General features: G+C 40.5%; 22 protein-coding genes. 18 read left to right on the top strand and 4 right to left on the bottom strand.

The genetic code is table 11. The features are described 5' to 3' along the window. Position 1 precedes the first annotated feature (1 nt). The 14 genes from I6F41_RS15470 (at position 2) to I6F41_RS15405 (ending at position 15,945) form a co-directional block, all read left to right on the top strand. A complete protein-coding gene (locus tag I6F41_RS15470; RefSeq protein ID WP_086993178.1) occupies positions 2 to 370 on the top strand; it encodes a response regulator in 369 nt (122 codons plus the stop codon). A gap of 229 nt (positions 371 to 599) precedes the next feature. After that, complete coding sequence (gene thrA, locus I6F41_RS15465) at positions 600 to 3,017, top strand: bifunctional aspartate kinase/homoserine dehydrogenase I (protein WP_011329029.1); 2,418 nt, start codon at positions 600 to 602, stop codon at positions 3,015 to 3,017. A 9-nt stretch (positions 3,018 to 3,026) separates the two neighbouring features. Continuing rightward, positions 3,027 to 3,962 carry a homoserine kinase gene (gene thrB / locus I6F41_RS15460; protein ID WP_011329028.1) on the top strand — a complete coding sequence of 312 codons (936 nt, stop codon included), beginning with the start codon at positions 3,027 to 3,029 and terminating at the stop codon, positions 3,960 to 3,962. A gap of 10 nt (positions 3,963 to 3,972) precedes the next feature. Continuing rightward, complete coding sequence (gene thrC / locus I6F41_RS15455) at positions 3,973 to 5,256, top strand: threonine synthase (RefSeq protein ID WP_182684362.1); 1,284 nt, start codon at positions 3,973 to 3,975, stop codon at positions 5,254 to 5,256. Positions 5,257 to 5,527: 271 nt separating this feature from the next. Further along, the gene (glyA, locus tag I6F41_RS15450; RefSeq protein ID WP_011329026.1) at positions 5,528 to 6,784 is read left to right on the top strand and encodes a serine hydroxymethyltransferase; all 1,257 of its coding nucleotides are present in this window, start codon (positions 5,528 to 5,530) and stop codon (positions 6,782 to 6,784) included. Positions 6,785 to 6,888: 104 nt separating this feature from the next. After that, on the top strand, positions 6,889 to 7,338 hold the full coding sequence (nrdR, locus tag I6F41_RS15445; protein ID WP_011329025.1) for a transcriptional regulator NrdR: 450 nt from the start codon (positions 6,889 to 6,891) through the stop codon (positions 7,336 to 7,338). Between the two features lie 2 nt (positions 7,339 to 7,340). Beyond that, positions 7,341 to 8,489, top strand: coding sequence for a bifunctional diaminohydroxyphosphoribosylaminopyrimidine deaminase/5-amino-6-(5-phosphoribosylamino)uracil reductase RibD (ribD, locus tag I6F41_RS15440; protein WP_086993176.1), 1,149 nt, complete (start codon positions 7,341 to 7,343; stop codon positions 8,487 to 8,489). A 4-nt stretch (positions 8,490 to 8,493) separates the two neighbouring features. Beyond that, a complete protein-coding gene (locus I6F41_RS15435) occupies positions 8,494 to 9,147 on the top strand; it encodes a riboflavin synthase (protein WP_086993175.1) in 654 nt (217 codons plus the stop codon). A 28-nt stretch (positions 9,148 to 9,175) separates the two neighbouring features. Continuing rightward, positions 9,176 to 10,288, top strand: coding sequence for a bifunctional 3,4-dihydroxy-2-butanone-4-phosphate synthase/GTP cyclohydrolase II (ribBA, locus tag I6F41_RS15430; protein ID WP_011329022.1), 1,113 nt, complete (start codon positions 9,176 to 9,178; stop codon positions 10,286 to 10,288). 93 nt (positions 10,289 to 10,381) lie between these two features. Beyond that, a complete protein-coding gene (gene ribH / locus I6F41_RS15425; RefSeq protein WP_011329021.1) occupies positions 10,382 to 10,846 on the top strand; it encodes a 6,7-dimethyl-8-ribityllumazine synthase in 465 nt (154 codons plus the stop codon). 15 nt (positions 10,847 to 10,861) lie between these two features. After that, positions 10,862 to 11,272, top strand: coding sequence for a transcription antitermination factor NusB (nusB, locus tag I6F41_RS15420; protein WP_011329020.1), 411 nt, complete (start codon positions 10,862 to 10,864; stop codon positions 11,270 to 11,272). Between the two features lie 94 nt (positions 11,273 to 11,366). After that, positions 11,367 to 12,341, top strand: coding sequence for a thiamine-phosphate kinase (thiL, locus tag I6F41_RS15415; protein WP_041454538.1), 975 nt, complete (start codon positions 11,367 to 11,369; stop codon positions 12,339 to 12,341). Beyond that, positions 12,338 to 12,823, top strand: a complete 486-nt coding sequence (locus I6F41_RS15410) for a phosphatidylglycerophosphatase A family protein (RefSeq protein WP_011329018.1) — start codon at positions 12,338 to 12,340, stop codon at positions 12,821 to 12,823. The genes thiL and I6F41_RS15410 overlap by 4 nt, the downstream gene beginning before the upstream one ends. A gap of 35 nt (positions 12,824 to 12,858) precedes the next feature. Beyond that, positions 12,859 to 15,945 carry a ligand-binding sensor domain-containing diguanylate cyclase gene (locus tag I6F41_RS15405; protein ID WP_011329017.1) on the top strand — a complete coding sequence of 1,029 codons (3,087 nt, stop codon included), beginning with the start codon at positions 12,859 to 12,861 and terminating at the stop codon, positions 15,943 to 15,945. Positions 15,946 to 16,015: 70 nt separating this feature from the next. Here the strand turns inward: I6F41_RS15405 and dxs are convergent, their stop codons facing one another. The 3 genes from dxs to I6F41_RS15390 all read right to left on the bottom strand — a co-directional run bounded on the left by dxs (position 16,016) and on the right by I6F41_RS15390 (position 19,123). Beyond that, positions 16,016 to 17,878, bottom strand: a complete 1,863-nt coding sequence (gene dxs, locus I6F41_RS15400) for a 1-deoxy-D-xylulose-5-phosphate synthase (protein WP_086993171.1) — start codon at positions 17,876 to 17,878, stop codon at positions 16,016 to 16,018. 112 nt (positions 17,879 to 17,990) lie between these two features. After that, positions 17,991 to 18,878: a (2E,6E)-farnesyl diphosphate synthase gene (gene ispA, locus I6F41_RS15395; protein WP_011329015.1), complete on the bottom strand. Its 888-nt coding sequence runs from the start codon at positions 18,876 to 18,878 to the stop codon at positions 17,991 to 17,993. A 2-nt stretch (positions 18,879 to 18,880) separates the two neighbouring features. Continuing rightward, positions 18,881 to 19,123, bottom strand: coding sequence for an exodeoxyribonuclease VII small subunit (locus I6F41_RS15390; protein WP_011329014.1), 243 nt, complete (start codon positions 19,121 to 19,123; stop codon positions 18,881 to 18,883). A gap of 268 nt (positions 19,124 to 19,391) precedes the next feature. Here I6F41_RS15390 and pomA point away from each other — a divergent pair, with 268 nt between their 5' ends. The 3 genes from pomA to I6F41_RS15375 all read left to right on the top strand — a co-directional run bounded on the left by pomA (position 19,392) and on the right by I6F41_RS15375 (position 23,225). After that, on the top strand, positions 19,392 to 20,159 hold the full coding sequence (gene pomA / locus I6F41_RS15385) for a flagellar motor protein PomA (RefSeq protein WP_041454537.1): 768 nt from the start codon (positions 19,392 to 19,394) through the stop codon (positions 20,157 to 20,159). Between the two features lie 2 nt (positions 20,160 to 20,161). Next, entirely contained in the window at positions 20,162 to 21,082 is a 921-nt protein-coding gene (locus tag I6F41_RS15380; RefSeq protein ID WP_182684360.1) for a flagellar motor protein MotB, read from the top strand. A gap of 202 nt (positions 21,083 to 21,284) precedes the next feature. Next, positions 21,285 to 23,225, top strand: a complete 1,941-nt coding sequence (locus I6F41_RS15375; RefSeq protein ID WP_182684359.1) for a DNA topoisomerase III — start codon at positions 21,285 to 21,287, stop codon at positions 23,223 to 23,225. Between the two features lie 25 nt (positions 23,226 to 23,250). Here the strand turns inward: I6F41_RS15375 and I6F41_RS15370 are convergent, their stop codons facing one another. Next, positions 23,251 to 24,561, bottom strand: a complete 1,311-nt coding sequence (locus I6F41_RS15370) for a M20 metallopeptidase family protein (protein WP_182684358.1) — start codon at positions 24,559 to 24,561, stop codon at positions 23,251 to 23,253. Between the two features lie 113 nt (positions 24,562 to 24,674). Between I6F41_RS15370 and I6F41_RS15365 the strand changes: the two genes are divergently transcribed. After that, positions 24,675 to 25,532, top strand: coding sequence for a tetratricopeptide repeat protein (locus tag I6F41_RS15365; protein WP_182684357.1), 858 nt, complete (start codon positions 24,675 to 24,677; stop codon positions 25,530 to 25,532). The last annotated feature ends 418 nt before the right edge of the window (positions 25,533 to 25,950 follow it).

Genomic DNA, 25,950 nt, shown 5'->3' with positions numbered 1-25,950 from the left:
CATGATGAACTTTTCTATTTTAGTTTGTGACGATTCAGCAGTAGCCCGCAAACAAGTGATACGTTGCTTAAATGACTGTATAACCGCCGATATACGCCAAGCGATAAATGGAGTAGATGCGTTAGCGTTATTGAAAGAACAACATTTTGATTTAGTTTGCCTCGATTTAACTATGCCGATACTCGATGGTGTGCAGGTGTTGGAGCATATTAAAGCAGAAAAAATGGAGTGTTTTGTATTAGTCATTTCGGCAGATATTCAACAGCAAATGCAGCAGCGCGTAGCACAATTAGGTGTTATAGGGTTTATCGAAAAGCCAGTTGGCAAAATAATACTTAATAATATTTTGCATAAATTTGGCATTTACTAGAAGTTAAGATGAAAAAAAAGACTGTTTTATCTTCTTAATGAGGGTTGACAGTATAGCCTGTGTTAAGGCAGTCTTAAGCTATGAAAACATTTAGTCTTGCAGCGACCATTATTATTACAACCATCATCCTAACTGGATAGTGGCATAGGTCGGTGCAACAAATTTAAAGGCCTGTGTTCACTTAGAACCCAGGCCTTTTTTCGTTTTATGGAATGAGGAAACATAAAAAATGCGCGTTTTAAAATTTGGCGGATCATCGCTTGCCGACTTTGCTTGTTTAGAGATGGTTGCCGTGCTGGCAAAAGCACAATTAAAAGATGAAATGTTATTAGTGCTTTCAGCCCCCGGTGGCATGACAGATTCATTAGTTGCATTAGCCTCAGCGGCTGAGCAGGGTGAAGACTTTAGTCACTTGTGGCAAGCACTGGTAAATCGATGTGACGAGTTAAAAAAAGCAGTAGAGCAAGGCTATGGTGAAATTGAAAACTGGCCAAATTTTACCGAGCTTAAAAATAAACTTGATGGTGTATCACTGATTAAATGCTGCCCTGAGCAAGTACGTGCTTTTATTATTAGCTTTGGTGAGCGCGTTAGTGTGTCGTTAATGCAATGCTTACTCGGTGATTTAAACGCGCAGTACCTTGAAGCGACCAATTGCATAGTATCAACCGGTGGTTACATAGATGCAGAGGCAGACTTAGTTGCCAGTAAAGTGCGCTTTCAAGCCGTATTAAAAGAACAACCAGCAACTATTTATATTATGCCCGGTTTTACTGCCAGTAATGAGCAAGGCGAACTAACCACTTTGGGCCGAAATGGCTCAGATTATTCTGCGGCAATTGCGGCAGCTTGTTTAGAAGCCGATGTTTGCCAAATTTGGACTGATGTAGATGGTGTTTACAGTGCCGATCCGCGTTATATAAAAACCGCCACTAAAGTTGATTTTTTATCTTATAAAGAAGCGATGGAGCTTTCTTACTTTGGTGCAAAAGTATTACACCCTAAAACAATTTTACCCTGCGCTAAAGCGGGTGTACCGTGCGAAATTAAAAACACGCGTAACCCCAATGCACAAGGCTCACTTATTAGTAACGAGAGCGTTTCATCTGAGCCAGTAAAAGCACTATCAAGTTTACAAGATTTAGCAATGCTTACCGTGTCGGGCCCGGGCATGAAAGGTAAAGTAGGGATGGCATCTAAAGTATTTAATGCCCTTGCCCTTGATAATGTGTCGATTGTTTTAATTACCCAGTCATCGTGTGAGTTCAGTATTAGTTTTTGTGTTCATGAGGTCGATTTAGCGCTGGCACTTGAAGCGCTGCAAACCGCATTTAAATTAGAGTCTCAAGCAGGATTAATTGAACCAATACAAGTAAAGCGTAACTTAGCTATTGTTACTTTGGTGGGCGATAATATGCGTGCGCACAAAGGTTTAGCGGCTAAGTTTTTTGCATCACTTGCTCAAGCACAAGTAAATATTGTAGCTATAGCCCAAGACTCTACCGAAAGTTCTATTTCGGCCGTGATCGATGGTGAACGTTGTAATGGCGCTGTAAAGGTTTGTCATGAGAATTTCTTTACCCATATTCCATCAATTGACGTGTTTTTATTAGGGTGTGGTTTAGTAGGTCAAGAGCTTATTGAGCAATTAGAGCGTCAACAAGCTTGGCTTGAAAAACGCAATATTAAACTTAAGCTTTATGGGGTTGCTAACTCTCGCCAGCTACACTTAGACAGTGAAGGTATTGCCTTTGATGACTGGCAGCAAAAGCTTGGCGCATCAGAGCAGGCTTTTGATTTAAAACTAGTTGAACAATTTGTACAGCAAAATCATTTAATAAACCCAGTATTAGTTGATTGTACTTCGTCAGATGCGTTATCGGCGCAATACGTAGACTTTTTAAATGCCGGTTTCCATGTCGTAGCCGCAAATAAAAAGGCCAATACAAGCTCGTATGCTTACTATCAAGACTTAATTGCAGCAACGCAAAAAAATGGCCGTAAGTTTTTATACGAAACCAATGTAGGAGCCGGTTTACCGGTACTTGATAACTTAAAATCGTTATTTGGTGCAGGAGACGAGTTACTAGAATTTAGCGGTATTTTATCAGGCTCGCTATCGTACATGTTTGGTGCGCTGCAAGATGGCTTGTCACTGTCTGAGGCAACAATTAAAGCTAAAGAAAGTGGCTTTACTGAACCTGATCCGCGTGATGACTTATCGGGGACAGACGTAGCACGAAAACTATTAATTATTGCCCGCGAATCTGGCATGCCACTAGAGCTAAGCGACATTGAAGTAGAGTCGGTATTACCGCACGGTTTTGCACAAGGCGATGATGTAAATACGTTTATGGAAAAGCTCCCTAGCCTAAACGCAGGTTTTAACGACCGAATAGCAAGTGCTGCCGCAGAGGGTAAAGTACTGCGTTACGTAGGCACAATTAAGCAAGGTCACTGTAAGGTAGGTATAGAAGCCGTTGATGCAAAGCATGCACTTTACGATATTCGTGATGGCGAAAACGCATTAGCAATTTTAAGTCAGTATTATCAGCCACGCCCATTTGTTATACGAGGCTATGGCGCAGGCTCGGCAGTAACAGCCGCTGGTGTATTTGCTGATATTTTAAAAACGTTATCGCGCTAGGAGCAAACAATGATTGAAGTATATGCTCCCGCATCTATTGGTAATTTTGCCGTTGGTTTTGACGCATTAGGCGCAGCTCTTGCACCTATTGACGGCAGTTTATTAGGCGATGTAGCCGTTGTTAGTGCCGCATCGAGCGATGAGTTTATTTGCTCTGGCGAATACGCGCATAAGCTACCAAGTGATGCCAGTGAAAACTTAGCGTATCAATGTTTAGTGCATTTTAGAGCGCATGTAGCGCCTAATATGCCAAGTGTAAAGTTGGAGCTGAAAAAGAACTTGCCCATAGGTTCAGGGTTAGGATCAAGTGCGTGTTCGGTGGTAGCAACCTTTGCTGCCCTAGATAAATTTGCCGGAACCAAGCTTAGCCAAGTTGAACTTATTGAGTTAATGGCCGACTTTGAGGCAGTTGTTAGTGGTGGTCGTCATTACGATAACATCACGCCATGTTATTTAGGTGGCCTGCAGCTAACTGGCGATTTAATTCCTAATAAATCAATTGCTTTACCAGTCGATGAAAACTGGTATTACGTTGCTGCGTTTCCTGGTTTTTCACTTAATACAGCAAAAGCACGCTCAGTTTTACCAAAAGAGTTGAGCATGCACGCAGGTGTAGAATTTGCGCAGCGTTTATCTGCCTTTAGTAGTTTATTGTTAATGCATCGCTTTGATGATGCATTAAGTATTATGCAAGACCATATAGCCGAGCCATACCGTGCGCCACTTATAACAGGTTTTAGTGAAGCAAAAGCGAGTTTGCCAGCGCTAGGCGCCGAAATTGTTAGTATTTCTGGTGCAGGGCCAACATTATTTACTGTGTGTAAAACATTAAAAGCTGCACAGCAGTGCGCGCAGTGGCTTGAAAGTAACTACATAAACGAGCAAGGTTTTTGCCATATTTGTAAATTAGATAACGACGGCACACGTCAATTAACAGTTTTATAGGATAGTAGTTATGCAATTACATAATTTAAAAGATAGTTCGCAACAAGTGTCGTTTGTTGAGGCAGTAAAAACGGGTTTAGGGCGTAATCAAGGGGTATTTTTTCCCGAGTCATTAACACCACTAACGGATGTTGATGCACTACTTGATATGGATTTTGTAACCCGTAGTAGTAAAATACTCTCGCATTTAATTGGCGATGAATTACCAGCAGATACCGTTGCACATATAGTTAAAAATGCATTTAACTTTCCGGTTAAGCTGGTGGAAGTGGCAGAGAACACTTATTGCTTAGAATTGTTTCATGGGCCTACCTTAGCGTTTAAAGATTTTGGTGCGCGCTTTATGGCAGAGTGTTTAGCGCAGTTTAATCAAGGCGATAAAGTGACTATTTTAACTGCAACGTCGGGCGATACTGGCGCGGCGGTTGCACATGCGTTTTATAATAAGCCTAATATCGACGTGGTAATTTTATACCCTAAAGGCAAAATTTCACTGGCGCAGCAAAAGCTCTTTACTACATTGGGTGGCAACATTCATTGTTATGCGGTTGAAGGCAGCTTTGATGATTGCCAAGAGTTAGTTAAAAATGCCTTTTTAGATGAAGAAGTTAAATCTACACTGGGGCTTAACTCTGCTAACTCTATTAATATTAGTCGCTTAGTGGCACAAGTTTGTTATTACTTTGAGGCAATTGCACAATTACCAAAAGCAAAACGGGCTACTGCGCATATTTCGGTTCCAAGTGGTAACTTTGGTAATGTGTGCGCGGCAATGATAGGTGCTGTTATTGGTTTGCCTGTTGGCAAACTTAGTGCAACTACTAATCAAAACGATACAGTACCGCGCTTTATGCTGGATAAAAACTGGACGCCAAACGCGACACTTGAATCACTTTCAAATGCAATGGATGTAAGCAAGCCAAATAACTGGCCACGAGTGCAATCTATGCTCGACAACAATTGGTTTAGCTACGATAATTTTTATTCAACTAGCGTAAACGAGCAAGATACGCAAACAGTGATGAAAAATATTCAACAAACAGGTTATGTTGCTGAGCCGCATACCGCTATTGCATACCAAGGACTTGTTGAAAATCGCGCTCCTGGCGCTGCCGGAATCTTTTTAGCAACGGCTCATCCAGCTAAATTTAAAGACAGTGTTGAAGGTATTTTAAACATTGAACTAGCTATGCCAAAGCCACTTGCAGATGCATTAGCCAAGCCATGTTTAGCTAATGATATAAATGCTGATTATGATGCCTTACGTACTGAAATACTTAAAAAATTAAGTTAAAAGTAAGATCTAATTAAAGCGGCCTTGGTCGCTTTTTTTATAGGTATATTTTAGTGTGGGTGTTAATACTTTCATTAGCTATGTAAATATAGTAATTAATATATATTTTAATTTATTATGTAATGATTAAAAAATATCATCTTAAAAAGCCTGTGAAATAAATTCAATCCCTGTTTAAATATCCTCAACTTAAGAGCGTAGGCAAATAGTCGTTTTAAGCGTACAATAAAGCCTCTAAAAAATACCATACACCTTGCCCCAGGAGACCCCAATGTTAGAACGTAGCATGAATATTTCAGATTTTGACCCAGAGTTATTTGACGCAATTGCAAAAGAAACTGCGCGCCAAGAAGATCACATTGAATTAATCGCTTCTGAAAACTACTGTAGCCCACGCGTACTAGAAGCACAGGGTTCACAGTTAACTAATAAATACGCAGAAGGTTATCCGGGCAAACGTTACTATGGCGGTTGTGAGCATGTAGACGTTGTTGAGCAATTAGCGATTGACCGTGCTAACGAACTATTTGGTTCTGACTATGCAAACGTACAACCACATGCTGGTTCGCAAGCAAATGCGGCCGTTTTTTTAGCATTGTTAAACGCCGGTGATACCGTACTAGGTATGAGCTTAGCTCATGGCGGCCATTTAACGCATGGTTCACACGTAAACTTTTCAGGTAAGCTTTATAATGCAATTCAGTATGGCCTAGATGAAACTACAGGCGAAATTGATTACGCACAGGTTGAAGCGCTAGCGCTTGAGCACAAACCAAAAATGATTATTGGTGGCTTCTCAGCATACTCAGGTATTGTTGATTGGGCTAAATTACGTGAAATTGCTGATAAAATTGGCGCTTACTTTTTTGTAGATATGGCGCACGTTGCTGGTTTAATTGCGGCGGGTATTTACCCAAGCCCAGTTCCTCACGCACATGTTGTTACTACAACTACACATAAAACCTTAGCAGGCCCTCGTGGTGGTTTAATTATTTCGGCATGTGGCGACGAAGCTATTTACAAAAAGCTTAACAGTGCTGTTTTCCCTGGTGGCCAAGGCGGTCCTTTATGTCATGTTATTGCTGCTAAAGCTGTGGCATTTAAAGAAGCCCTACAACCAGAATTTAAAGTATATCAAACACAAGTTGTTAAAAATGCACAAGCTATGGTTGCTGTTATGCAGGAACGTGGCTACAAAATTGTATCTGACAAAACTGAAAACCACTTATTCTTACTTGATTTAATCAATAAAGATATTACCGGTAAAGATGCTGATGCTGCTTTGGGTAACGCTCATATTACAGTTAACAAAAACTCAGTGCCTAACGATCCACGTTCACCGTTTGTAACATCTGGCCTACGTATTGGTTCACCTGCAATCACTCGTCGTGGTTTTAAAGAAGCAGAATCTAAAGAGCTTGCTGGCTGGATCTGTGACGTACTAGATAACATCAATGATGAATCAGTACAGGCGCAAGTAAGAGAAAAAGTAAAAGCAATTTGTGCAAAACTACCTGTTTACGCTTAATAAAAGTAAAACAGTAATTTAGATCACAATCGCTTAGTTTTTTGCTAAGATAAAGGCCGCTTTAAAGCGGCCTTTTTTGTTTTTTAAAACGGAAGTACCTAGCTATGCATTGCCCATTTTGTACCGCAAAAGATACCAAAGTTATTGACTCTCGCCTGGTTGGCGGTGGTCACCAAGTGCGTCGTCGTCGTGAATGCAATGACTGCCATGAGCGTTTTACTACGTTTGAGGGCGCAGAACTGGTTATGCCACGGGTAATAAAACAAGATGGCAGCCGCGAACCCTTTAACGAAGATAAATTGTTAAATGGTTTAAACCGCGCACTGGAAAAACGCCCCGTAAGTACCGAACAAGTAGAAGAAGTAGTTAATATAATAAAGTCGCAATTACGCGCAACCGGCGAGCGAGAGGTTTCGAGCCATTTAGTGGGAGAGTGCATTATGGAAGCGCTTAAAAAGCTCGATAAAGTAGCTTATGTGCGCTTTGCCTCGGTGTATCGCTCGTTTGAAGATATTCGCGAATTTGGCGAAGAAATTGCCCGTTTAGGGGAGTAAGTATGCAAAGCGACTGTGTTTTTAACCAAGATGACGAAATGTATATGGCACGTGCTATAGAACTGGCTAAAAAAGGCCGGTTTACTACCACGCCTAATCCAAACGTAGGTTGTGTATTAGTTAAAAACAATGAAATAGTAGGCGAGGGATTTCATCAGCTTGCCGGACAAGGGCATGCAGAAGTAAATGCACTTGCTATGGCTGGCAGTAAAGCAAAAGGCGCAACTGCTTATGTTACGCTTGAGCCATGTAGCCATTATGGTCGTACACCACCGTGCGCAGAAGGTTTAAAAGCCGCCGGTGTAGTAAAAGTAATTGCCGCCATGGTCGATAGTAATCCACAAGTGGCTGGTAAGGGGCTGAAAATACTTAGCGACGCTGGTATTGAGGTTGCGTATGGGTTACTTGAAGCACAGGCTAGGGCGCTTAATTTAGGCTTTTTTAAACGCATGGAGCATGGCCTGCCCTATGTAACGTGTAAAATGGCCGCCAGTATTGATGGTAAAACGGCGCTTAATAATGGCCAAAGTAAGTGGATAACAGGCGCAGCAGCACGCCAAGACGTACAGTTATATCGTGCACAAAGTTGCGCTATTTTAACCGGTGCCGACACAGTATTAGTAGATGACGCTAAATTAAATGTGCGTAAAAATGAATTACCGCAGGCATTACCTACACAGTTACCGCTTCGCCAACCTGTGCGTGTTATTATTGACTCGCAAAATCGTTTAACCCCAAATCTTGCTTTATTTGCTATTGAAAGTGAAATAATAATTTTTACTACCAAGGTTGATAAATCGCAACATTGGCCGCATTTTGTAAAGCATATAGTAGTAACTGCTAGTAATTCAAAAGTTGATTTAACCGCGGTTTTAAAAAAGCTCGCAAAGCTGCAATTTAATACTGTGTGGCTAGAGGCTGGAGCAACCCTTGCGGGTAAAATGGTTGAACTGGATTTAATAGATGAATTTATTTTTTATCTAGCGCCTAAATTAATTGGGTGTGATGGCAAGAGTTTAGTTAATTTTCCTGAGTTGATCAGTATGCAAAATACGATTGATTTAACTTTTAATGAGTGTACGCGTATAGGTGATGATTTACGTATTAGCGCAGTAAAAAGCTCATTAAAACCACTTGATACAAAAGAGTAATGCTATGTTTACTGGGATAATAGAAGCCACAGGCAAAATTGCTTTATTACAAAAAAAACAAGGCGATTTAGCTATTCGTGTACAAAGCCCTGACCTTGATATGAGTGATGTTAAGTTAGGAGATAGTATTGCCACTAATGGTGTGTGTTTAACTGTTGTTGATAAACATGCCGATGGTTTTAGTGCCGACTTATCGAATGAAACGATAGATTTAACTGGTTTTGCTCATTACACATTAGGGCAAACAGTTAATCTTGAAAAAGCCATGCAACCGGTTTCGCGTTTAGGTGGGCATTTAGTGTCTGGCCATGTTGATGGCATTGCTACAATTACCGCCATTACGCCAAATGCACGTGCTACAGAATATTGGCTAACCACAGATGAAAACCTAATGAAATACATACCGTATAAAGGTTCTGTATGTATTGATGGTATTAGCCTAACAGTGAACGCAGTAGAAGGTAATAAATTTAAATTAACGATTGTGCCCCATACTAGCGAGCAAACAACGATAGCTAATTTTAAAGTGGGCACCCAAGTTAATTTGGAAGTCGACCAAATTGCGCGTTATTTAGAGCGGCTTATAAAAGGCGCAGAGCAGCCTACGGGCGCTGATATTTCAATGAGCTTACTCGCAAAAGCGGGCTTTATTAAGTAACGCAACTAACAACTAATAAGAGTGAATTATGAACTTACACAGCGCAGAAGAAATTATCGCAGACATTAAAGCCGGTAAAATGGTTATTTTAATGGACGATGAAGACCGGGAAAATGAAGGCGATTTAATTATTGCCGCCGAGCATATTAGTGCAGAAGCTATTAACTTTATGGCCACGCATGGCCGTGGTTTAATTTGTTTAACTATGACGCAACAGCGATGCGAGCAACTTGATTTACCGCTTATGGTAAAAAATAACGGTGCTGCGTTTTCAACTAATTTTACAATGTCGATAGAAGCTTCAAAAGGCGTTACTACAGGTATTTCGGCAGCAGATAGAGCACGTACAGTACAGGCCGCTATAGCTAAAGGCGCAGTGCCTAGCGATATAGTACAGCCTGGGCATATTTTTCCTATAATGGCACAACCTGGCGGTGTTTTAACGCGTGCAGGGCACACTGAAGCAGGCTGCGACTTAGCCCGTTTAGCAGGGCTTGAGCCTTCATCGGTTATTGTTGAAATACTCAATGCAGATGGCACTATGGCGCGCCGTCCTGACTTAGAAGTGTTTTCTAAACAGCACGATATTAAAATTGGCACCATAGCTGATTTAATTGAATACCGTAACTTAAACGAAACCACAATAGAGCAAGTGGCAAAGTGTAAGTTACCTACCGAGCACGGTGAGTTTGATTTAGTAACCTACAAAGACACCATTGACGGACAGCTACATTACGCATTAGTAAAAGGCGAAATAAAACAACAAGCGCCAACCGTAGTGCGAGTGCATTTACAAAGCACCTTTAACGATATTTTACTCTCAGATAGAAACTCTGAGCGTAGCTGGGGCGTGTCTGACGCAATGGCTTATATAGCTAAGCACAATGGTGTATTAGTTATTTTAGGCAAACAAGAAAGTACCGCAGAGCTTGAGGCAACCGTAAAGGCGTTTGCAGCCGAAGATTCGGGTGAAGATGTAACACCGAATAAATTTACAGGTACGTCTCGTACTGTAGGCGTGGGTTCACAAATATTAGCCGATTTAGGCATTAAACAAATGCGCTTAATGAGTCGCCCTAAAAAGTATCATGCACTTTCAGGGTTTCATTTAGAAGTTGTTGACTACATAGAGCCGCAGTAATTAGACGCTAGGCTATTATTTTATTTTTATGGTATGATGCGCTGCAATTTTTGCGCAATCGAAATCGCTCAAACTTATTTTTAAGGTTATCAAATGAAAATTATTGAAGGTAGTAAGTACGCTCCGGGCAAAAAATTTGCCATTGTCATTTCTCGCTTTAATGACTTTATTGGTAGTAGCTTATTAGCAGGCGCTATTGATGAATTAAAACGCACAGGTGGTGTATCGGATGACGATATTACCGTAGTTTATGTACCTGGCGCGGTTGAATTACCTTTAGCAGCGAAACGTATTGCGGCAAAAAAACAGTATGATGCAATCATCGCATTAGGCGTAGTGATCAGAGGTGGTACTCCACACTTTGACCTAGTTGCTGGCGAATCAAACAAAGGTCTTGCGCAAGTATCACTTGAGTATGATATACCGGTTGCATTTGGCGTATTAACCACAGAAAGCATTGAACAAGCAATTGAGCGTGCTGGCACCAAAATGGGCAATAAAGGCGGCGAAGCTGCTTTAGGCGCGCTTGAAATGGTTAATGTGTTAGATAAAATTTAAGTTTAAGGAATTTTTGTGAAACCAGCAGCAAGACGTAAAGCACGTATATTAGCACTTCAGGCCATTTATTCTTGGCAATTAAGTGGCAATGCAATTGCCGATATCGAACAACAAATGTTGATCGAAAACGACGTGACTAAAATTGATGTTGAATATTTTAAAGATTTAGCCAGTGGCGTTGCGGTAAATTATAAGCAACTAGACGAGGCTGTATCACCGCATTTAACCCGTCCATTCGATGAGTTAGATATGGTTGAACGCGCAATATTACGTTTAAGCAGCTATGAGCTAAAATTTCGTGAAGATGTTCCATACAAAGTGGCTATCAACGAAAGCATTGAATTAGCTAAAATGTTTGGCGCTGAAGATAGCCATAAATTTGTAAACGGTGTACTTGATAAAGCAGTTAAGCATTTACGTAAGTAATATTTAGTCAGGTTTTTGATAATTATTTTATCAAAACTGGCTGGTATAAATTACCGTTAAAAAGGAGAGCCGGCATAGGTCGGCTTTTTTGTGTATGAAGGAATTTGAATTAATTAATCGTTATTTTAAAGGCCGTGGTATTACTCGCCGCGATGTTAATTTAGGGATTGGAGATGACTGCGCATTAGTTACTGTGCCGCAAAATTGTCAGCTTGCTATAACAACCGATACACTCGTTGCTGGTGTGCATTTTTTTGATGACATTGAACCTCGCGCACTCGGGCACAGAGCATTGGCTGTAAATTTAAGTGATTTAGCGGCAATGGGGGCAGAGCCTACATGGGTTTCTATCGCTTTAACACTTCCGAGTATTGATCAGCAATGGATTGAAGAATTGACTGACGGCATGCATGAAATTGCCGAATATTTTAATGTACAAATAATTGGTGGCGACACGACTCAAGGACCTTTGAGTATTACTATTTGTGCAAAAGGTACAGTACCCGAAGGCACTGCATTATGCCGAAATGGCGCAAAAGTAGGTGACTGGATTTTTGTAACTGGGCCGTTAGGAGATGCGGGGCTTGCAATAGAGTCTCGCAAGCAAGGCTTAACGATTGAACCTGAGCATCTAAAACATATTAAAAAGCGCCTTAACTTCCCTACACCTAGAGTGGCTGCAGGGCAGGTATTACGTGGGCTTGCGTCTTCTGCTATTGATATTTCAGATGGTTTACTAGCCGATTTAGGCCATATACTAAATATGTCGCAGGTTAGCGCAACGGTTAATATTGAAAGCATACCCACCTCGGATGCAATGAAAGCTAGCCTTGATTTTGAACAACAATTACCGTTTATACTAAATTACGGCGACGACTATGAACTGCTTTATACCGTGCCTGATAGCAATAAAAGTATGCTTGATGTAAAACTGCGTCAATATGGCGTAGAGGCAATTTGTATTGGCCAAATAAAAAGTGGCGAAGGGCAAATTGACCTGTTACATAAAGGCGAAAAATTTACTTTTAAGCACCAAGGTTTTGAGCACTTTTCTAAGGATTTAAGTTGAACAACAAGCGTTTATTTAACCTAAAGCGTCCACATCAGTTTTTTGGTTTAGGTTTTGGTACTGGGCTTGCACCTATAGCCCCAGGCACATTTGGTACTTTGGCTGCTTTACCTTTTATTTTTATAACCATGCACTACCCGTTGTGGTTACAAATAGTATTTGCTGTAGTGATCAGTGTTTTTGGTATTTGGGCTTGTGGCAAAACCGCTGATGATTTAGGGGTACACGATCACCCCGCGATTGTATGGGATGAAGTGGCAGGCTATTACATCACTATGATTGGTGCCGCACTGAGCTGGCAAACATTATTGGTTGGTTTTTTACTGTTTCGTTTTTTTGATATAGTCAAACCAGGCCCTATCCGTGTGCTCGACAAGCGTGCCCATGGTGGATTTGGAATTATGATTGATGACGTACTTGCAGGTATATTTTCACTTATTTGTTTGCAAGCGCTGATAAAAGTAGGTTTACTACCCTTTTAGTTTATTATTTGATTGTTTAGCTAGGTGGCAGCAATATGATGCGATTTTTACTAGTTTTTGTACTACTAACCTGTGCTATGCCAAGTTGGGCCTCAATTACTGATTACGTAGTTAAACAATGGAATATTAAAGATGGACTCCCCTCGCAATCACTCAAAAGTGTTGTGCAAGACCAGCAAGGTTATATGTGGCTGGGAACTCAATTTGGTTTAAGTCGTTTTGACGGCAATACTTTTACCAACTACAACACGCAAAATAGTCTTTTTTTACCAAGTAATGGTATTAATAAATTACTAATAGATGGCCAAGGCTTTTTGTGGATCGGCACCAAAAATGGGTTAGTGGTTATTGACCCTGCAACACTTAGTGCACAAGAGTTTAATATTAAAGGCCCGGTTAGAGATATTTTAGAGGACTCTAAAGGCGGTATTTGGATAGCCGCTAATGGCCTGTATTATGTTGATCGTAGTTTGGTTGATTTACGCGATCAAACTAATGAGCCATCACCCATAGTTAATCCCACTGTTATTACTCAAATAGTTGGCTCTGTGAGCAAAATGGCGCTCGCACCTGAAGGTATTTGGTTAGTAAACGACAGACATTTACTGCGCCTGACAAAAAGCGCTGCCGACTTTTCTAAATTACGTTTAGAGCTTACTGCCAAAGTGTCATTACCCGACAGCTTAGCGCAAACCATAGTGCACGATCTCTCTTTTTTAAATGGTAATTTATATTTAGCCTCTGAGTTGGGTGCTTATTTTTTAGATTTAGATGACGAACTACGTTCTTTCCCACTGCCTAATGTGAATAACTCTGCAGTTTATAAATTTATGAGCGACACCAATGGTGGCTTATGGGTATCTACTTATGGGCGTTTATTATTTCGTGGCAAGTCAGGTGATTGGCAATGGGTTGAGCCAAGTCAGTTAGATCAAAGTATTTGGTTTGCTGACATGTTTCGCGATGATCAAAATAATGTTTGGCTAGCCAGTTTTAGTGAAGGTTTATGGCTGGCACACGAAGGTCGCATTGAGCGTCACTCGGCAATTTCTAAAATGACTGAAACGGTAATGGCGATTAGTAAATCACCCGATGACAAACTGTGGATAGCTAACAGAAGTGGAGTTGGTTACTTTGATACCAATAAAAACTTTATTAATATAATAAACAGTAGCAAGTATGGGCATGCCTCGGTGCATGATTTACAGTTTGATGGCGATCGGCTTTATATTGCTACTGGGCGGGGGTTATTCTTTTATGAAGACGACACACTTTACAGCTTTCCTGGGCGCGCATTAAACGACAACCCGGTATTTGCGATTAGCTCAGCTACCCGAGGCGGATTTTGGATTGGTACTGGCCGAGGTTTGTATCGACTCAATTATAGTGGTTTAAGGCCCTTTGCTTATAATGCATTTTTAGGCAGTAAGTTTATTACTTTTGTATTAGATGCACCAAACTTTGGCATTATCGGTACTAGTAAAGGCGCGTATTACTTTACTGACCGAGGAATAGAAAAAATAGGCGACCAAACTACCTTAGAAAGTGCTTATGTAACCAGTATTTTGCATATAGATGGAGTTGGAATATTAGTTGGCTCGTTAAACGATGGTTTGTTTTATCGTAGTGGACAAGGACAATGGCAGCAATTAGATGCGGCAAATGGCTTACCCTATGGTTCTATTTTTAGCTTAAAGTACGATGAAAAATTAAAAAGAATATGGGTAAGCACCATGAAAGGTGTTTATCGGATGCCGGTAGATCAATTTAAAACGCAGATCCAAAGCTTAAAAGTTGAAGAGGTTATTTCCTCGTTCGATCGCCAACTCGATGGTAAAGCCAGCCAATGTTGTAATGGCTTAGGGCATGACGCGGTTGTTGATATGGATAACTCCATTTGGTATCCCAGTTTACAAGGTGTAGTTGAAATACCTAAAAGCGTTGAGCTGTTTGGTTTACGTGGTTTAAAACCTAAAATAGAAACATTAACTACACCATTACGTAGTTTAACCACAGCTGCATTAGGTAATAAACCGCGATTAAAAATAGACGAGCGCGATGTTACTTTAAAATACACAGCTATAGATTATTACGCGCCAAATAGTATTGAGTTTAGATATAAATTAAATGGTTTAGATACTGACTGGCGATACGCTAATACTCGCCGCGAAGCTATTTATACCAACCTTCCAGCCGGTGCATTTTTGTTTCAGTTAGAAACAAAACGCCAAGGCGAGGATTGGAACATAGCCCAATCTGTTGATTACGCTTTTGTAGTACCTGAGCGTTTTGATGAAACAATTTACTTTAGATTACTGATCACAAGTGGTTTCGTTTTATTGTTTTATTTAGTGTTTTGGGTATTTAGAGCGCAAGAGCGCCGTAAACAAGAAGTGTTAGAAGGGTTGATCACTGATCGTACCTTAGAGCTTCGCCAAGCAAACGATAAGCTTAATAAGGTTAACTCACAGCTTAAGCTGGTGAGCCATTCAGATGAGCTTACAGGGTTACGTAGCCGCCGCTTTTTGTTCGACCAACTACCTAAAGATATTGAACATTTTCAGCGTAACTCACAGTCACTGCAAGCGCAGGGCAAGTCGCTAGTATTATTAATTATAAACTTAGATAATTTTAGCCGTATTAACGATGCGTATGGGCCAATTGCCGGAGATAGTTGTTTGCAGCAAATGGCGGTATTACTTAATTCGCGTACTCAGGGCTCAGATTATGTGGCACGTTGGAGCGGCGATGAATTTTTACTTTTATTACGTGACTTTAAATGTAACTTAATTGACAGCTATGTGTCGGATCTTTGCCAAGGAATTGCCGAACATGGATTTCAATTGCCAAATGGTAAAAGCACTCATATTTCGGCCTCAATTGGTTGGTCGTTTTATCCGCTACCATTATTAGGTGGCCAAGTTATTAGCTGGGAAACCTCGATTAATTTAGCTGATATTGCACTGCATCAAGTTAAAAAACGCGGTGGCGATGGGGTCGCTAATATTACCTTTGATGAGCAGTTAGATGCGTTTGAGTTTGAGCAAAACCCTAATGTTGAACAGCAAATAGGCTTGCTACAAGCCAATGGTTTAGCTGATATTAAAGTATGGATGCGATAAGTAACTAATATTTAGATATTAAAAAAGGAGCCTAGGCTCCTTTTTTAATATGCTTTAAATGAGTAGGGGGTTAATTAATAAACGCTTTGATAGCAGTTAATATTCCTTGCTCGCCTAAGCCCATTTCGTCGTGCATTTCGTCTTGTGTACCGTGCTTAATAAATTCATCAGGGATACCCAAGTTAAGAATGCTAACCTGTGCTTTTTGCGTTGCTAAATACTCATTAACCGCAGAGCCAGCACCGCCAGAAATTGCATTGTCTTCAAGCGTTACTATTACATCGTGGCTGTTTATTAACTCATTGAGTAACGCAGTATCAAGCGGTTTAATAAAGCGCATATTAACTAAAGTCGCATTGAGTTCATCAGCTGCTAGTTGCGCGTTTTCAAGTAATGTACCAAATGACAATATAGCCACTTTAGCACCTTGCTTAACAACATCGGCTTTACCAATTTCAAGTAATTGCATATTAGTTGCAATTTCTGCCGTACCAGCACTACCACGCGGATAACGCACAGCAACAGGACAATTTGCTTGATAACCAGTATATAACATGTGGCGACACTCATTTGTATCGCTTGGCGCCATAATGACCATATTTGGAATGCAGCGCATAAAGCTTAAATCGTACGCACCTTGATGTGTTTCGCCGTCTGCGCCAACAATACCAGCACGGTCAATAGCGAATAACACAGGTAAGTTTTGCAGCGCTACATCGTGAATTAGCTGATCGTACGCACGTTGTAAAAAGCTTGAGTAAATTGCGACAACGGGTTTTAAGCCTTCACAAGCAAAACCAGCGGCTAGGGTTACAGCGTGCTGCTCGGCAATCGCAACATCAAAATACTGATCAGGATGCTCTTTTGAAAAACGCACCATGCCAGAGCCTTCGCGCATAGCCGGTGTTATCGCCATAAGCTTGCTGTCTTGCTTTGCTATGTCGCATAACCAGTCGCCAAATACATTAGAAAATGTAGCCGCACCGGGTTTTGATTTAGGTAAACTTGATGTATTAGGATCAAACTTAGGTACGCCGTGATAGCCAATAGGGTCGGCTTCAGCGGGTTTATACCCTTTGCCTTTTTGGGTTTTTATATGCAGTAATTGCGGGCCTTTTAAGTTACGCATATTACGCAGCGTATCTACTAACATGTTTACATCATGGCCATCAATTGGGCCAATATAATTTAGGCCTAATTCTTCAAAGAAGGTACCAGGGATCATCATCCCTTTAATATGCTCTTCCATTTTACTGGCAAGTTGCTTAACTGGTGGCACACCCGAGAGTAGTTTTTTACTACCTTCGCGAATGTTAGTATAAAAGCTACCCGATAAAATACGGGCAAAGTGATTTGTTAACGCGCCAACGTTTTCAGAAATCGACATTTCGTTGTCATTTAAAATGATCAACATATCTGATTTTACATCACCTAAGTGGTTCATGGCTTCAAACGCCATGCCTGCTGTAATAGCACCATCGCCTATAACGGCAACCGTTTTGCGTCCTTTACCTTCTTTTTGCGCAGCAATAGACATGCCCAACGCAGCTGAAATAGAGGTACTAGAATGGCCCACACTAAACGTATCGTATTGGCTTTCTTCGCGAAATGGGAAAGGGTGCAAGCCATCTTTTTTACGAATGGTGTGCATTAAATCGCGACGCCCGGTGAGTATTTTGTGTGGGTAAGCTTGATGGCCTACATCCCATACAAGGCGATCATCTGGGGTGTTATACACATAATGTAGTGCCACAGTGAGCTCTACGGTACCTAAACCAGACGCTAAATGCCCGCTACTTTGCGATACCGAGTTGAGTAAGTAGTCACGCAACTCATGGCTAAATGCAGGAAGCTTATCTTGTGCTAAGTCTCGCAAGTGGGCTGGTTCGTTAACCAAATTAAGTAATGGATACTTGCTGCTATCAAGTGTCATGGTTTTATATATGTCCTTCGCTAACATCAACTAACTGTGCAAACGCGTTGTTTGAGTTATTTGATGTTCAGTAATAATTTTAGTGCTAAGTTGCAATACATTTAAGCCGTGTTTAGTGGTCACGTTCAATTAAATAGTTAGCTAGTGACGCTAAAGCACTGGTATCGGCGTCTATATTTGCTAACGCTGCATGGGCTTGTTGTATTAAGTTTTGCGCTTTTTCTTTAGCGCCTAGCATACCTAATAAAGCGGGATATGTCGCTTTATTCGCAGCGATATCTGACCCTTGAGGCTTACCTAAAGTAACGGTATCGCCTTCTACGTCTAAAATATCGTCATGTACTTGAAATGCAAGCCCTATGGCATAGCCAAAAGTGGCTAAATTTTCTAACGTGTTTTGACTAACATTGTTCGAGCACAAAGCCCCCAGTGTAATTGCACAGCTTATTAGCGCACCGGTTTTTAACTTATGAATACGCTCAAGTTCAGCCACGGTTATTACTTTATCAGTAGCTGCAATATCAAGCCCTTGGCCTGCCACCATACCTTGTAACCCAGAGGCATGTGCCAGTTCAGCAATCATTTTAACTTGAGCTTGAGCACTACAGTTAAAATTATGCTTGGCGATTAACTCAAATGCTAAAGCTTGCAGTGCATCACCGGCTAAAATTGCGTGTGCTTCGCCGTACACGATATGACAGGTTGGGCGTCCGCGACGTAATTCATCATCATCCATAGCTGGTAAGTCATCGTGAACTAACGAGTAGCTATGAATACATTCTATAGCTGCAGCAAGTACGTCTAAATCTTGTTTATCTGCGCCGAGCATTTTACCCGTTGCGTAAACCAAAAAAGGACGCAATCTTTTGCCGCCATTCATTAAACTATAATGGGTGGCGGCTTTTATGGTCTCGTCAGTATTAAGCGATTGGTCAAAATAAAGGTTAAGAGTATTGGCTACATCAGTTTGAGCATGTGTAATAAGTTCTTTAATAGTCACGGCTATTCCATATCATTATCAAAGTCGGTTAATACAGACTTCTCATCTTTGCCCATTAAAATAGCCACCTTTTGCTCAGCTTGTTGCAACTTACTAGACGATGCGCCTGCTAAAGCAATGCCACGCTCAAACTGTTTTAATGACTGCTCAAGCGATAAATCACCTTGTTCCATTTCACTAACGATTGTTGTTAATTCTTCTAGTGCTTGCTCGAAACTTAAGTTTTCAGGTTTTTTAGTCGCCATCTTTATTTCAACTTACATAATAAATTTAGAAGTCAATTTTAGGGGGAATGCTAAACTAGGTCAAAGGATGAAATGGTTTTTTCGTTAATAAACGTTTTATGTTTTAAAAAATTGATAATTAGATAGATAACACAAGTTGATCTAGAATAGTGCTTAATCCAGCTTTTTATGTTTATCTATAAAAAATGGCTTAAGCAATTCAGTATCTTGCCGATAAACAATTAATAACAAACGTTTGCATATAAAAGCAAAAACTTTTGGAGGGAATGTGGATTTAGCAACCATTATTGGGATCCTTGGCGCAATTGGCTTAATTGTCATGTCCATGTTTATGAGTAGTAGCGGTGAAATGGCTATGTTTTACAACACGCCCTCTGTTGTAATCGTATTTGGCGGTTCATTATTTATCGTTTTATCAAACTTTACTATGTCACAGTTTTTTGGCATAGGTAAGGTGGTTACCAAAGCGTTTATGTTTAAGCTTGAGTCGCCAGAAGAGTTAATCGAAAAAGCAGTTGAACTTGCAGATTCAGCACGTAAAGGCGGGTTTTTAGCACTTGAAGAGGCAGAAATACCGAATCCATTTATGCGCAAAGGCGTTGACATGCTAGTAGATGGCCACGACGCAGACGTAGTGCGGGCCACACTGCAAAAAGATATTTCATTAACTACAGCACGGCATGAGTCGGGTGCTACTTTATTTAAATCTTTGGGTGATATAGCCCCAGCAATGGGAATGATAGGCACCTTAATAGGCTTAGTTGCGATGTTATCTAATATGGATGATCCTAAAGCAATTGGTCCGGCTATGGCGGTGGCATTGTTAACCACATTATACGGCGCATTTTTAGCTAACGTAGTCGCTATTCCTATTCAAACAAAATTGGAGCTGCGTAAAGACGAAGAGGCAATGAATCAACGTTTAATTTTAGATGCGGTTTTAGGTATTCAAGATGGTCAAAATCCAAAAGTAATAGAAGGTATTTTGAAAAACTATCTTGCTGAATCAAAACGTAAAGTAAACACTGAGGATTAACTATGTCTGATCAAGAGTGCAAGTGCCCACCCCCAGGTTTACCTGCGTGGATGGGGACATTCGCAGATTTAATGTCGCTATTAATGTGCTTTTTTGTGCTCTTGCTTGCGTTTTCTGAAATGGATGTACTTAAATTTAAACAAATTGCCGGTTCGATGAAATTTGCATTTGGTGTACAAAATAAAATAGAAGTTAAAGATATTCCCAAAGGCACATCAGTTATTGCTATGGAGTTTACTCCGGGCAAGCCAGAGCCTACCCCAATTGAAACAATTCAACAGCAAACGGTAGAAATGACCCAGCAAATGTTAGAGTTTCAGGCAGGTGATGAAAGCTCAGCAGGCGGAAGGCAAGAGCAGCAGGGCGATAAACGTGGTGGCGAGTCGCGTAGTACTTCCAAAGAGCAAGCATCGGAGCAAGCAATTTCAGCGGCCGATCAACAGCAAACAAACGACTTAGTTAAAAAAATCGCTCAGCAATTAGAAAAACAAATAATTGATGGTGCCATAGAGCTTGAATCATTAGGGCAGCAAATAATTATTCGTATTCGTGAAAATGGCTCTTTCCCTTCGGGTAGCGCATTTTTACAACCTAAGTTTAAACCCATTATTCAAGAAATTGGCGTGCTATTAAAAGATGTGCCTGGAGAAATTACCGTGTCTGGGCATACTGACGATTTTCAGGTTTCAAACGAGTTATATATTAATAACTGGGATCTTTCATCTAAGCGTGCAGTTGCAGTAGCCAGTGAGCTGCAAAAAGTAGTTGGATTTGATAAAAATAGAATGATGGTAGTAGGGCGTGCTGAAACCCGGCCGTTAGTGCCAAATGACAGCAATGAAGATCGCCGTCGTAATCGTCGCGTTGAAATATCTATTTTACAAGGAAAGGCCAAAGAGTCTGATCCTATCGATGTAAGGTAGCAGTCATTTTATTAAAAACACACTTGGTTTAAGCAAACTAAGTGTAATTGATTACAGGTGACTTTTAGTCAAAATTGACTAAAAGTCACCACCTCAGCCAAATACCTCAGAGTTGTTAAATAGTACGGTTTAATAAAAACATCCCACGCTGTGAATTGATATGCTAAACTACTGTGTATATAAACAGTAAAAGAGCTTGCTTATGAAACTCTATATTGCCGAAAAGCCGTCATTAGGGCGTGCTATTGCCGACGCGTTACCAAAACCGCACAAAAAGCACGATGGCTACATTGAAGTTGCAAATGGTGATTGCGTATCTTGGTGTATTGGTCATTTGCTCGAGCAAGCCGAGCCCGATGACTATGATGAGCGCTTTAAAAAGTGGCAGTTTGAGCACCTACCTATCATTCCTGAGCAGTGGCAATTAAAAGCAAAAACTAAAACTCGCAAGCAACTTACTGTGTTAAAAAAGCTAATCAAACAGGCTACAGCACTAGTGCATGCAGGTGATCCCGATAGAGAAGGGCAATTACTTGTCGATCAAGTTATTGAAGAAGCCAAAATAAGTAAAACTAAAAAGCAGCATATTCAACGCTTATTAATTAGTGATTTAAACTTAGCTGCAGTAAAAAAAGCATTAACGACTATGCGATCTAACCGTGAGTTTATTCCGTTGAGCGTTTCAGCCTTAGCGCGCTCTCGTGCTGATTGGTTGTTTGGTATGAATTTAACCCGCGCTTATACTTTAGCAGGGCAAAAAGCTGGGTTTGGTAACGTACTTTCTGTGGGACGAGTACAAACACCCATACTTGGCTTGGTGGTTAATAGAGATAATGACATAGCAAATTTCGTATCGAAGCCATTTTATGAAGTATTAGCCCACTTAGTCACCCCCGAAAAACAATCATTTAGTGCAAAATGGATACCCAGTAAGGCATGTGAGCCTTATCAAGACGAAGAAGGGCGAGTATTAAATAAAGCATTGGCTGAAAACGTAGCCTCGCGTATCACACAGCAAAATGCTGAGCTAACGGCGCTTGAACAAAAGCAAAAAAAACAAACTGCGCCACTGCCTTATAACTTATCTGCTTTGCAGATAGACGCGGCAAAAGCATTTGCTATGCCAGCGCAAAAGGTGCTGGATATATGCCAAACTCTTTATGAGCGTCATAAGTTAATTACCTACCCGCGTTCAGACAACCGCTACTTACCTAATGATCATCACCAAGATGCGTCTGCTATTTTAAAAGCTATAAGCACTAATGGCGGGCAAGGTGTTGAGTTAGTAAAAGCAGCTGATAGTAAAAAACGTAGTAAATGTTTTAACGATTCAAAAGTGGCTGCGCATCACGCCATTGTCCCTACGGCAAAACAGTTAAAGTCGGCAAGTTTAGGTAGCGATGAGACAAAGGTTTATCAATTAATATGTCGTCATTATTTAATACAGTTTTATCCCGACTATATTTACAACGAAACTAAAGCAGAGATAACTATTGCTGGCGGGTTATTTAAAGCAAATGCAAAGCAAGATGTAAGCTTGGGTTTTAAGGTGCTAATGGGTAAGTCTGAATTGAAAGATGAAGCCACGCTACCGCCTTTAACAAAAGACATGTTACTTTTTTGCTCGCAAGGGGAGGTTGTTGAAAAATATACCTCTCCGCCAGCGCACTTTAGTGATGCGACTTTACTTGCAGCCATGACAGGCATAAGCCGCTATGTACAAGATCCACAGATAAAAAAAGTACTTAAAGACACCGATGGCTTAGGCACAGAGGCAACGCGAGCGGGGATCATTGAATTATTATTTAAACGCCGTTTTTTAAAACGTGAAGGCAAATTAATTAAAGCAACCGAAACCGGGAGTGCACTTATTAGCGTGCTGCCGCAAGGTTTAGTTCGCCCCGATTTAACCGCTAAATGGGAATCGAGCTTAGGTGATATTGCACAGCAAGTAATGAGCTATCAGCAATTTTTACAGCCTTTACTTGCCGACTTAAATAGTTTTGTACAACAAGCTGCAAATTGCGATAGCAATGTATTTGCAAAGCTGCCTAAAACTTCAGCTAAAAAGCGTTTTGTTAAACGTGGCCAAAAAACGCCTTATAAAAAGTCGAGTTATAAAAAAAGCTCTGTTACAGGTTAACTACAGAGCTATTATTTAAATAAAACTATTGATTAAACAAAGTTACCGCTGCATTACTCATGGCTTTAATGCCAGTTGGTAGTGCGACTTTATAGTCTGGGGCAAACTTACTTGAATGCAGTGAAGGTAATGTTTTGCCCGCTTTTATTGCACTTGCATATTTTGCTTGGTTAACGCCACCGAGCCAAAATAGTGTGATAGGAATATTTTCGTCAGTGCGGCCATATAAGCCAAAGTCTTCACCTGCCATTACAGGGAGGGTTTCAAGCACATTTTCATCACCAATAGCGCTGGCAATACTTTGACGCACAAGGTTGGTTTGTGCCGGATTGTTATATGTAGATGGAATTGACTCATCTTCATGTACTTGCACCTTAGGGTAGAGCGCTTCCTCAAGGCCTGCGCTTTGTGCAATACCGGCGGTAATGCGTTTAATTGCTGCAATTTGTGCATTTCTAATATCAGGGTTATAGCTGCGTAATGTAAGTTGTAACTTTACTTCATCAGAAATTACATTATGTTTTGAGCCACCATGAATAGATCCAACAGTAATGACTGATGGCTCTAATGGTGAAAGCTCACGACTCGTAATAGTTTGCAGTGCAAGCACAGTGCGCGCAGCAATAATAACCGGATCAATAGTGGTATGCGGATAAGCTCCATGTCCGCCTTTACCCTTTATAGTTATATCAACAGAATCGACGCTGGCCATAGTATATTCGTTTTTCATCGCAACTTTACCGGCAGGCACACTTGCACTTACATGTAGCGCAATTATGTGATCAGGTTTTGCATATTTACTAAATAAGCCTTCTTTTAGCATGGCTTTAGCGCCACCGCCTACTTCTTCTGCGGGTTGTGCCACCATCATTAGCGTGCCTTGCCATGCATTTTTGTGAGCTATTAGTTGTTCAGCAGTACCAATGAATGAGCTCATATGTATATCGTGACCGCAGCCGTGCATAACACCTACTTTTGCACCGTGCTCGTCTATTACTGTTACTTTAGAAGCATACGCCTTACCTGTTTGTTCTGTAATAGGTAAGCCGTCGGTATCGGTACGTATCATTACTGTGGGGCCATCACCATTTTTGTAAATGCCTACAACGCCAAAACCACCTACATTGCTTGTAACTTCAAAACCAAGCTTGTTTAACTGCGCTGCTATTTTTTTTGCGGTTTGTTGCTCGTGATACGAAAGCTCGGGTGATTGATGCAGATCGAGGTAAAAGCTTTCAATGGCTGGCATGCTGCTATGTAAATTTAAGTCTAATGATTTAGCCGCCAATAGAGGGCTAGCTAATAATAGCGCTGTGCCTAAGTAAGTTAACTTCATGATTTTCCCTTATTGAGATAAATGTATATCCAAGTGATTTAGATATATGACTTGTAATAATTATGTTCAGCACCATATAAAAACCTAAATAAATGAATATGGCAATCAATTCAATGAGCAACATAGTTAGTATCAACGCGCAAAATTTTCAGCAAGTACTCGGCGAAACATCACAACAAAAGTTGGTACTGCTAAACTTCTACTCAGCGCAAAGTCCTGAATGTATTAACCAGGCAGCAATATTAGATAAATTAGCCGCTGAATATACCGACTATATAGTAGTAGCAAATTTAGATTGCGATGCCGAGCAAGCTCTGGCTTCGCAATTAGCACAGCAAGTTGGTTTACAAACACTACCAACACTGGTGTTGTTAAAAGACTCAGCGCCCGTTGATGTATTATCGGGTGCCCAAGCTGAAGCGAAAATTCGTGAAGCATTAGCTAAACATTTACCCGCTCAACAAGACTTACTATTAGAGCAAGCAAAGCAAGCATTATTAAAGTCAGATTTAAATGCCGCGTTTAATTATGCAAAGCAAGCTTATGAAATTGACAACAGCAACGCGCGTATTAAATTAGTACTTGCAGATATATGTATTCAAATTCATAAAGTAGATGAAGCGCAAGCACTAATTAATACAATAGATGTACAAGAGCAAGATGCTTACTTTAATAATATAAAAGCAAAATGCGAAGCTGCGCTTGAAGCAAAAGATTCACCAGAGATTAAAGAAAAGCAACAACAAGTAGAAAAGTACCCAAATGACTTAGAATTAAAAGAAGAGCTAAGTATTTTACTCAATGAAGCCGGCAGAAAAGAAGAAGCATTAGATGTACTATTTACAGTGCTGCAAAAAGATCTGAATTTTAACGAAGCAAAACCAAGTTTTTTAGCTATTATTGCCTCTTTACCCGACGGTGATGCACTTGCAGCAAAGTATCGTCGCAAGTTATATAGTATTTTGTACTAAAACTTAATAACTATTACTTTTAAAAGCACCTTATCTAGGTGCTTTTTACATTTTTAAGTTTATAGCAATATAACAGTAAGCTTGTTTAAGGAATAAAAAGCGCAGTTATCCACAGGGTTTTGTGGGTAACCTGTGAGCCTGGCTTGTGTATCTTTGGGGTAAAAATTAAATGCAAAAAAGGCGATAAAAACACTTGCGTAAAATCTGCGGCTCCCTATAATGCGACCCCACTGAGACGGGAAACGTCAACGCCTAGCGAGACGCGAACTACTTAGAGAGTTAAATAAAACTTCGGTTTTAAATCTTCCAAAAAGAAAGTTTAAAACAAAGTGTTGACTCGGAAAATAAAGGATGTATTATACGCATCCCTTGAGACGCTAAAGCGACTCAAAACGTTCTTTAACAATATAAAGCAATC

The sequence above is a fragment of the Pseudoalteromonas sp. SCQQ13 genome (assembly GCF_015864415.1).
Lineage (GTDB): Bacteria > Pseudomonadota > Gammaproteobacteria > Enterobacterales > Alteromonadaceae > Pseudoalteromonas > Pseudoalteromonas nigrifaciens.
This window is presented reverse-complemented; position numbering and strand designations above follow the sequence as displayed.

Bases quoted from the DNA above. Each gene is read 5' to 3' on its own strand.
- I6F41_RS15470 (WP_086993178.1), top strand. From the start codon at position 2: ATGATGAACTTTTCTATTTTAGTTTGTGACGATTCAGCAGTAGCCCGC.
- thrA (WP_011329029.1), top strand. From the start codon at position 600: ATGCGCGTTTTAAAATTTGGCGGATCATCGCTTGCCGACTTTGCTTGT.
- thrB (WP_011329028.1), top strand. From the start codon at position 3,027: ATGATTGAAGTATATGCTCCCGCATCTATTGGTAATTTTGCCGTTGGT.
- thrC (WP_182684362.1), top strand. From the start codon at position 3,973: ATGCAATTACATAATTTAAAAGATAGTTCGCAACAAGTGTCGTTTGTT.
- glyA (WP_011329026.1), top strand. From the start codon at position 5,528: ATGTTAGAACGTAGCATGAATATTTCAGATTTTGACCCAGAGTTATTT.
- nrdR (WP_011329025.1), top strand. From the start codon at position 6,889: ATGCATTGCCCATTTTGTACCGCAAAAGATACCAAAGTTATTGACTCT.
- ribD (WP_086993176.1), top strand. From the start codon at position 7,341: ATGCAAAGCGACTGTGTTTTTAACCAAGATGACGAAATGTATATGGCA.
- I6F41_RS15435 (WP_086993175.1), top strand. From the start codon at position 8,494: ATGTTTACTGGGATAATAGAAGCCACAGGCAAAATTGCTTTATTACAA.
- ribBA (WP_011329022.1), top strand. From the start codon at position 9,176: ATGAACTTACACAGCGCAGAAGAAATTATCGCAGACATTAAAGCCGGT.
- ribH (WP_011329021.1), top strand. From the start codon at position 10,382: ATGAAAATTATTGAAGGTAGTAAGTACGCTCCGGGCAAAAAATTTGCC.
- thiL (WP_041454538.1), top strand. From the start codon at position 11,367: ATGAAGGAATTTGAATTAATTAATCGTTATTTTAAAGGCCGTGGTATT.
- I6F41_RS15405 (WP_011329017.1), top strand. From the start codon at position 12,859: ATGATGCGATTTTTACTAGTTTTTGTACTACTAACCTGTGCTATGCCA.
- dxs (WP_086993171.1), bottom strand. From the start codon at position 17,878: ATGACACTTGATAGCAGCAAGTATCCATTACTTAATTTGGTTAACGAA.
- I6F41_RS15390 (WP_011329014.1), bottom strand. From the start codon at position 19,123: ATGGCGACTAAAAAACCTGAAAACTTAAGTTTCGAGCAAGCACTAGAA.
- I6F41_RS15380 (WP_182684360.1), top strand. From the start codon at position 20,162: ATGTCTGATCAAGAGTGCAAGTGCCCACCCCCAGGTTTACCTGCGTGG.
- I6F41_RS15375 (WP_182684359.1), top strand. From the start codon at position 21,285: ATGAAACTCTATATTGCCGAAAAGCCGTCATTAGGGCGTGCTATTGCC.
- I6F41_RS15370 (WP_182684358.1), bottom strand. From the start codon at position 24,561: ATGAAGTTAACTTACTTAGGCACAGCGCTATTATTAGCTAGCCCTCTA.
- I6F41_RS15365 (WP_182684357.1), top strand. From the start codon at position 24,675: ATGAGCAACATAGTTAGTATCAACGCGCAAAATTTTCAGCAAGTACTC.